The 8,647-nt window shown below is 37.5% G+C and carries 6 protein-coding genes and 1 riboswitch; of the genes, 5 read left to right on the top strand and 1 reads right to left on the bottom strand.

The window, feature by feature from the left end; genetic code table 11:
- Positions 1–153 precede the first annotated feature (153 nt).
- Positions 154–1,416 carry a dicarboxylate/amino acid:cation symporter gene (locus U473_RS09915; protein ID WP_068725877.1) on the bottom strand — a complete coding sequence of 421 codons (1,263 nt, stop codon included), beginning with the start codon at positions 1,414–1,416 and terminating at the stop codon, positions 154–156.
- Between the two features lie 83 nt (positions 1,417–1,499).
- Positions 1,500–1,642: riboswitch (cyclic di-AMP (ydaO/yuaA leader) on the bottom strand.
- 293 nt (positions 1,643–1,935) lie between these two features.
- Here U473_RS09915 and U473_RS09910 point away from each other — a divergent pair.
- The 5 genes from U473_RS09910 to U473_RS09890 all read left to right on the top strand — a co-directional run bounded on the left by U473_RS09910 (position 1,936) and on the right by U473_RS09890 (position 8,525).
- Positions 1,936–4,998, top strand: coding sequence for a molybdopterin dinucleotide binding domain-containing protein (locus U473_RS09910; protein ID WP_068725875.1), 3,063 nt, complete (start codon positions 1,936–1,938; stop codon positions 4,996–4,998).
- 18 nt (positions 4,999–5,016) lie between these two features.
- Positions 5,017–5,679 carry a TorD/DmsD family molecular chaperone gene (locus U473_RS09905; RefSeq protein ID WP_068725873.1) on the top strand — a complete coding sequence of 221 codons (663 nt, stop codon included), beginning with the start codon at positions 5,017–5,019 and terminating at the stop codon, positions 5,677–5,679.
- Complete coding sequence (dsrO, locus tag U473_RS09900) at positions 5,672–6,292, top strand: sulfate reduction electron transfer complex DsrMKJOP subunit DsrO (protein WP_068725871.1); 621 nt, start codon at positions 5,672–5,674, stop codon at positions 6,290–6,292. The genes U473_RS09905 and dsrO overlap by 8 nt, the downstream gene beginning before the upstream one ends.
- A gap of 1 nt (position 6,293) precedes the next feature.
- Positions 6,294–7,460, top strand: a complete 1,167-nt coding sequence (gene nrfD / locus U473_RS09895) for an NrfD/PsrC family molybdoenzyme membrane anchor subunit (RefSeq protein ID WP_201024184.1) — start codon at positions 6,294–6,296, stop codon at positions 7,458–7,460.
- Positions 7,461–7,550: 90 nt separating this feature from the next.
- Positions 7,551–8,525, top strand: coding sequence for a 4Fe-4S binding protein (locus U473_RS09890; protein WP_068725869.1), 975 nt, complete (start codon positions 7,551–7,553; stop codon positions 8,523–8,525).
- Positions 8,526–8,647 lie beyond the last annotated feature (122 nt).

Genomic DNA, 8,647 nt, shown 5'->3' with positions numbered 1-8,647 from the left:
TTTTAAAGATTAAGAAAGTATAACTTTCTTCCATTTGTCATTTAAGGGTTTGTATATTCCATAAGCTGCGACCTTCAGAAGTGCCCTTCTCTCCGTAATCTTTATTCATAGAAGGGTACGGATGACGGAGCGCGATGGAATATACAAACCTTTTTAACCTGCCAATTCAGTTTCTTGATAATCAAGTCTTCCTTTTGTAGGTTGTTCCATATGTTTTTCCTCCGTTTTGGCCACCACAACTGCACAAGTGGCATCTCCTGCCACATTGATCGAGGTTCGTAACATGTCAAGAATACGGTCAACTCCTAAAATGAGTCCAATTCCTTCTACAGGTAAACCAACTGATTTTAACACCATTGTTAGCATGACCAATCCTACTCCTGGGACAGAAGCGGTTCCAATACTTGCAAGTGTTGCAGTTAATACAACAGTTAACAATTGACTAAATGTTAAATCAACACCATATACTTGAGCAATAAATACAGTGGCAACCCCTTGCATAATCGCAGTTCCATCCATATTGATCGTTGCACCTAATGGTTGAACGAAGGAGCTAATCGATTTTGGTACATTTAGGTTTTCTTGAGCAGCTTTCATCGAAACGGGTAATGTCGCACTACTGCTAGAGGTACTAAATGCAACCGCCATCGCTGGGAAAAAACCTTTAAAGAAACTGATTGGATTTTGTTTAGCGATCAATAAAAGAGAAGAACCATAGGTAACGATAGCGTGTACAAATAATGCAGCGATGACAACCGTCATATATAGTCCCATTGCTTTAATTGCAGTTAATCCTTGCTTGCCAATGGCAGAAGCGATTAAAGCAAAAGTACCATATGGAGCAAATCTCATGACTAGATGAACAAGATACATCATAATCTCATTTCCCTGTTCCACAAATTCAAGGAAGCGATTTGCTTTTTTCCCTAGCGCTACAATGCCAATACCGATAAAGACAGCGAACGTGATAAGTGGTAGCATATCTCCGTTTGCCATGGATTGTATCGGATTTTTCGGAATGATGCTTAATAAGGTGTCGATGACAGGGGGCGCTTCTTTCCCTTGGAAGGTTGCTTGCTCAGTACCAAGATTCCACCCTGCACCTGGCTGAATCACACTTGCCAAGAATAACCCGATCGTAATTGCGATCCCAGTTGTAAAAAGGAAAAAACTAATCGTCTTTGTTCCAATTCGGCCTAGCTTTTTGGGATCACCTATTCCAGCTGTACCAAGAGTTATCGAGAAGAAAACGATTGGTACCACTAACATACTGATTAAGTTTAAAAAGATTTTTCCAATTGGCGTTAGCAAATATTGGTCTACATATGGAAAAGAATCTGAAGCAAACAAATTAAATAATAAACCAAAGACCCCACCAACGATTAACGCAATTAAAATTTTACCTGTTAATTTCATACATTTCCTCCTTTTTTTTCATTTTTATAGAAATAAAAAGCCACAGAAGGGCTATGCTCTTCTATGGCTAGAAAAAACAACCATCCTTCTCCCTATACGCTTACGAGGTTAGCTGTCGGATTCGGACGTGAGAGTCGCCCTACCTATTTTAAGGATTCACCCCTAGTGACCAATTTCATCACAGAAATGGTTCCCCCGCTCAAGTTTGATTCAGCGTAGAAATATAAAGTTATAATAAATTTTATTGTTTTATATTAAAAATGTCAATGGCTATTACTCCAATTATTTCCTGAAAGTGTAAATAAAAGTGCAACTAAACTTGGTTTAGACTATATGCCAAAATGTCATCGTTAAGGACATTTTTGCATGAAAAAAAGAATATATGGGAATCAGAATATGTTTTGAAGCCTAATATCTGACTGGTTAAAAATTTGGCATGGGTTTTGCAACTCATTTTACACAAGACAAAACTACAAAGATCAAAAACAAAGATGTTATAAGAATGGGGTGGTTTGTTTTATGAAATTGAATCGTAGGAACTTTTTGAAAGCATCAGCCCTCATTGGTTCTTTAAGCGTCTTTGGAATTGGATTAAGTAAGGTAACCGCAGATGAAACCTTTCGTCCAATGTCCAATCGAGTAAAGAGCTCAACCAAGACAGGGCAAGTACCAGAAGCTAAGGTAGATCTAAAGACAGGAAAAATTGAATTAAATCCAGATATTGTCATGAGGAACAGCGTTTGTCTTGGCTGTTTTAGTGATTGTGGCAACCGCTTAAAAATTGATAAGAAAACAGGTCAGATCATCAAAGTTTTTGGGAATCCTTATCATCCAAGTGCGGCTCAAAATCCAATCAAATACGATACTCCATTATTAGAAGCTTATCTATCTGCTAGTCGCTACGAGGAAAAGGGAATTACCAATCGAGCTACGGTTTGTCCAAGAGGAAATAGTGCATTTGAAGCGACATATGATCCTCAACGAATCTTAGTTCCATTAAAACGAAATGGGAAAAGAGGAGAAGGGAAATGGAAGCCGATCTCCTATGAGGAATTGTTAAATGAAACCGTAAATGGTGGGAAATTGTTTAGTGAAATTGGTGAAGATCAAGAGATTGAAGGACTTAAACAAGTTCGTGACTTTAAGACATTAATCGATCCTAAGCGCCCTGAGCTTGGAGCAAAGGTAAATCAATTAGTTGTGCTTGGAGGTCGTTATGATGGAAGAACAGATTTTGCAAAACGATTTCAACAGGCTTATGGTACGGTCAATATGTATGGCCATACAGGAATCTGTGGTGGTGCAAGAAGGATAGCTTATCAAGCCTTCTTGGATGAGTGGCAAAAAAGTCCACATATGAAGCCTGATTTTGATGAGTCAGATTTTATCATTTTCTTTGGGACAGCACCTGGCCAAGCAGGAAACCCGTATCAACCAATAATTAAGAAAACGAACAAAGCCGCGACAGAAGGACGTTTGCAGTTTGCTGTTGTTGATCCAGTTCTTCCAAATTTGACTGGAACTCAAGCAAAATGGATTCCAATTAAGCCGGGCTATGACGCTGCACTGGCGATGGGAATGATTCGTTGGATCTTTGAAAATAATCGCTACAATGAAAAATATTTATCTGCAGTAAATAAAGAAACAGCTGCTTCGATTGGTTTCCCAAGTTGGACGAATGCAGCCTACTTAATTATTGATGATCCAGCTCATCCTAATTATCGCAAGTTTTTAAGAGCGAATGAGATTGGATTAGGTACGGAAGAAGAATACGTTGTCATTGATCGCGATACCCTTCAACCATCTACAGATAAAAAGAGTAAATGGGGTCAAATTTTATTCAAAGGTGAAATTCAAGGTCAAAATGGCAATTCCATCAAAGTAAAGACCTCTTTAATGGCTTTAAAAGAGAATGCAGAGAAATATACTTTACAACAATACAGCGAAAAATCCGGTGTTCCAGTAGAAAAAATAATCTGGTTAGCTGATGAATTCACAAAGCGCGGAACTCGTGTTGGGATTGATCATCATGGTGGACCATCCATGCATCCGAATGGTTTTCATAATAGCTTATCAATCATTCTATTAAATGCATTGGTAGGTAGTGTGAATAAAAAAGGTGGAATGAGTAAAAGTGCAGGTGGTTACAAAACTTTTGATGAGAGCCCTAAATATAATCTGCTTGGTTTCCCTGAAAAGCCAAAACCTAAAGGCGTTCGTATAGCAAAAGATAAGTTTGCCTATGAGAAAACGACAGAATATAAAGAAAAAGTAGCTAGAGGAGAAAATCCTTATCCAGCAAAAGAACCATATTATCCATTTGCCCAAGCAATGATGCAAGATATTATTCCTGCTACGATAAAGGGATATCCATATAAAGCAAAAATCTTAATCAACCATCAAATGAATCCTTTCTATACAACACCTGGGCTCTATCAAAAGGATTTTATTGAAGGAATCAAGGATCCAAAGAATCTACCCTTAATTATATCTATTGATGTAATAATGGGTGAAACAACAGCTTTTGCTGACTATATTGTACCAGATACTGTTTTCTATGAAAGCTGGGGATTACCAAGTATATGGAATGGAATGGTCAATAAGGTTTCAGCTACTCGTTGGCCAGTGGTTACCCCAAAAACACCAAAACTACCAGATGGGCGTCACATCAATATGGAAACCTATCTGATAGATGTTGCTAAAATGATTGGATTACCTGGCTTTGGTGATCAAGCAATCCCTGGTGCAGATGGTAAATTATATCCACTGCATCGTCAGGAAGACTTCTATTTAAGAGCGATTGCCAACATTGCTTATGATGAAACACCAGTCCCTGATGTAGATCCAAGTGAAGTGCAGTTGACTGGAATTGATGAAATGTTAAAAGGAAGTGAACAATCACTCACAACTGAAGAGTGGAAAAAGGCTTTATATGTCATGGTTCGTGGGGGGCGTTTTGAGCCACACGAAAAGGCATACCAAGGAAATGATCTGAAATATAAATATCCTAAGATATTAAATATTTATAACGAAAGTGTTGGTTCAACACGTGATTCCATTACAGGTGAATATTTTGAAGGAACCGGTACCTTTATTGAACCAGCATTTAGCGATGGAACGCCAATCCAAAAGGAATACCCAGAATCAGAGTGGCCATTCACCTTATTCTCTTACAAATCAAGATTTAGAAGTACCTCTACGTTAGCTAATATTAGTAAATTAAGAGATGTGAAAGAAGCCAACCAAATTCAAATCGCAAGGTCTGATGCAGAGCGTTTAGGCATTCATGATGGGGATCAAGTAAAAATAGTGACACCAACAGGAGAAGCAACAGGAGAAGCGAAAATTCGTGACGGCTTAATGCCGGGTAGTATTGCGATCGCCTTTGGTTATGGCCATTGGGAATATGGTAGCAAGACCTATGAGGTTGGTGGAAAAGAAGTAAAAGGAAATAAAAAAATTGCTGCTGGGATCGCATTAAATCCAATCGCTCATAGAGAAAAGAACGGAAATCTTGTTAATGATCCAGTAAGTGGAGCTATTTCTAGAAATGATACAAGAGCAAAGATTGTCAAACTATAACATCTAGGAGGGGTAAGAATGTTAAGTATTGGTGAAATTACAGCACGTGAACACATCTATCAATTTTTAACATCGATGCTATTAAAAGAACCAACTCCTGAATTGATTCAGGGGTTGGTGGATACCCTTCCGTATTTAAAAGAAATCTTTGCAGAAGAGGTATCCTTTGATGAATGGGATCAAATTATACAAAACTATCAAAATGGCGTAAAAACGATTGAAGAGTTACAACAAGACTTTTATGATTTATTCTTCGTACCAACATCAGGAAGATATTCACCTGCTGTTGAATCGATTGTGATCTACAACAAAATGTGGGGCGAAATTGAAGTGGAATTAGCGAATCGTTATGAAGCTGCTCAATTTGTTCCAGAAAACTTAGATATTTATACACCATTTAAGCAATTAGGAATGTCTGATCTTTTTGGTTATCAATTGGGGTACATGGCACACCTTTGCGGAATGGAAACCTATTCTTCCATGGATGTAAGAGGGAAAATTCAAGAGGAAGAGCTTGGAATGCTAGAACAGCATCTCATACCGTTTATTGCAAAATATCGTGAATCCTTTGATTTAGATGCACAAGGAACCATCTACCGAGTTCTGATTGAATTGATTCAGCAATTTATTGAGATGGATCGAGAGTTGATTTTAAATAGTGGGGTGATCAGTTATGCCTAACCAACAAGTGGAAGAACGCAAAAAGAGATATGCCATGGTGGTGGACGTAGCCAAATGCAGCGGATGCGACGCATGTACAATAGCATGTAAAGTAGAAAATAATGTACCTGATGGGGTTTTTCGTACTTGGGTAAAGGAAATTGAAGTAGGAACTTTCCCAGATGTTAAGAGAGCCAAACTACCAAGATTGTGTAATCATTGTGAAGAAGCTCCCTGTGAAAAAGTTTGTCCAGTAGAAGCAACATGGCGTACAGAAGACGGAACCATTCTGATTGATTATGATCGTTGTATTGGTTGTAAGTATTGTATCACTGCATGCCCATATGAAGCGAGATATGTAAATTCACTTACGAAAACCGTGGATAAATGTACATTCTGCTATCACCGTGTAGAAGAAGGATTAGAGCCAGCATGTGTTGCCACCTGTGTAAGTGGTGCAAGAATTTTTGGTGATTTGAACGATCCTGACAGTTTAGTTCATCAATTAGTTGCAACTAAGAATACACAGGTATTAAAACCTGAAATGGGTACCAAACCACAAGTTTACTACATCGATGCTGATGGAACCCTTATGAACTCCGATTATACTGCCTTAAAGAAAGGGGAGAAATAAGGTGGGAGAGTTTATCAATCTAAATTATCTCTATAATGTGGAACATGAAATCCCATTAGGATATTTAATTTCTGTATATTTCTTTTATACAGGTTTAAGTGCCGGTTCGTTCTTATTATCCAGCTTAAGTTCTGTATTAGGCATTAAAAAATATAAACCTATTGCAAAAATTGGGACGATCATGGCATTAGCATTATTAGTCGTTGCACCATTGCATTTGATCGTAGACCTAGAACAGCCATCAAGATTTTGGCACCTATTTGTCTACTTTAACCCAACTTCACCAATTACTTATGGTTCATTTCTTTTAACATTATATCCTTTAATGACAGCGATCTATGCTTGGTTTATGTTTAGAAAAGATTTTGCACTTGGCTCCAAAGCATTAACGAATTGGAGAGGTAAGTTATATAAGTTTTTATCATTTGGCCACTTAGAGACGACAGAAGAGTCTTATAAGAAAGATGAAAAATGGGTAAAACGTTTAGGAACGATTAATGTACCATTGGCATTATTAGTCCATGGATATACCGGATTCATATTGGCTAATGTACAGGCTAGAGGGCTTTGGAATACAGCATTGATGCCATTTATCTTCTTGATGTCAGCCATTGTATCTGGAACTGGCTTACTGTTAATCTTAACGATGATTGCAGAACGTTATCTAAGTAGTAAGAAAAGAATTACGGAAGAACGCAAAGAGTTGATTTTTGATATTGCAAAAATGATGGTTTGGTTTATTCTAGTCGATGCAGTACTTTTAATCGTAGCTTTTATTGTACTCTTCTATGCGGGAACCAATGCATACGAAACGGCTTGGCAAATGCTCCATGGCGAACATCGAGTTCCATTCTTGCTGTATGAAGTAACCATTGGATTATTGATTCCATTTATCATGTTTTCCATTCCAAAAATTCGTAAGACTTATACAGGAATCACTATCGCATCTTTAATGACCTTGTTCGGTGTTATGGCTATGCGCATGAACTTTGTAGTTGGAGGATTGCAGCTACAATTAGATGGAAATGGATGGACAGAATATATTCCTAACCCAACTCATTTAGCCTTTATTTTTACCTTCGCTGCATTAGAAATCATCTTGTTGGCGGTATTATTCTATGTTCTGCCAATCACTGAAGAGAAGGATCGTTATAAAAAACTCATCTAAAACGATTACGATTCAAGGATAAGAAGGCTCGCTCGCAAAAGCACACATGCATTTTTATATTGAAACTTCTTAGATAGGAGGTACATTACTATGCTTAGCCAATTGATCAAGTTAGGAACAGAATGGGCGGAAAGGCAAAAGCCAATTGTGATTCATTCTGACCGATGCACACATACAAGGCATAAAGCTTCCACTTGCAATGCATGTCAAACAGTATGTCCTTTTGATGCTATTAACTTAAAAGATGGACTTTCTATTGATTGGTCATGCACAGGATGTGGGTTATGTACCTCTATTTGTCCTACCGAAGCGATTGAAATGAAAGTTGAATCAAATAAGGAATACTATACAACAATTAAAGCGTATTCTGAGACGAATGAAATATTGTTTTTCCATTGCAAACAAATGGATGGAATGCAACAAGAGACTGGAAAAATGCTCTCATGTTTGGGCCAATTAGATGACCTTGGGGTTCAGCTAGCGATTGCTAACGGTATAACAGAGTTCAACTTTTTGACTGAACCTTGCTCCTCTTGCCAGTTAAAACAGGGTTTTCAATTATTTAAGCAAAAACTTGTAAAATGGCGAGAACGTTGGCCTATGATTAAATGGCATGAGATGGATAAAAAGACTTATCTATCGCAGATTATCCAAGAACAAGGTAAGAAAGAAGAACAATCCGATGATCTTAATCTAATGGATCGGCGAGAATTTTTTAAGATTTTCGGTAAAGAAACAAAGCAAATCATTGTAAGAAGTGTGGTTAAGCAAAAGGAACAATCGCCTTGGAAAGATGGTCAATTAGTATCGCAAAAGTCGATACGCTTACAAGTATATGAACATTGGATTAAACCAAAACAAAAAGAATCCATACCAATGATGGATAAAAGTTTAAAATTGAATGAAGAACAATGTACCTATTGTGGGATTTGTGAAAAGGTATGTCCTACCGAGGCGATTAAACTTACTGAATCAGAAAAGAACTTCACTTGGATTCAAGAACAATGTATAGATTGTCATCTATGTGAAGATGTTTGTTACCGAAAAGCGATAACATTTCTATAATTCTTCCCTTTATTAATGATACAAAGATGGCGTAGTCAATTGGGCTACGCTACTTTTTTTAAGATTAAGAAAGTATAACTTTCTTCCATTTGTCATTTAAGGGTTTGTATATTCCATAAGCA

It is taken from the genome of Tepidibacillus decaturensis (genome assembly GCF_001561915.1).
In the GTDB taxonomy this organism is placed as follows: domain Bacteria; phylum Bacillota; class Bacilli; order Tepidibacillales; family Tepidibacillaceae; genus Tepidibacillus_B; species Tepidibacillus_B infernus.
Note: the sequence above shows the minus strand (reverse complement) of the source record. Positions and strands in the feature narration are given on the sequence as shown.

Excerpts from the sequence above, each read along its gene's own strand:
- U473_RS09915 (WP_068725877.1), bottom strand. The coding sequence starts at position 1,416 with ATGAAATTAACAGGTAAAATTTTAATTGCGTTAATCGTTGGTGGGGTC.
- U473_RS09910 (WP_068725875.1), top strand. The coding sequence starts at position 1,936 with ATGAAATTGAATCGTAGGAACTTTTTGAAAGCATCAGCCCTCATTGGT.
- U473_RS09905 (WP_068725873.1), top strand. The coding sequence starts at position 5,017 with ATGTTAAGTATTGGTGAAATTACAGCACGTGAACACATCTATCAATTT.
- dsrO (WP_068725871.1), top strand. The coding sequence starts at position 5,672 with ATGCCTAACCAACAAGTGGAAGAACGCAAAAAGAGATATGCCATGGTG.
- U473_RS09890 (WP_068725869.1), top strand. The coding sequence starts at position 7,551 with ATGCTTAGCCAATTGATCAAGTTAGGAACAGAATGGGCGGAAAGGCAA.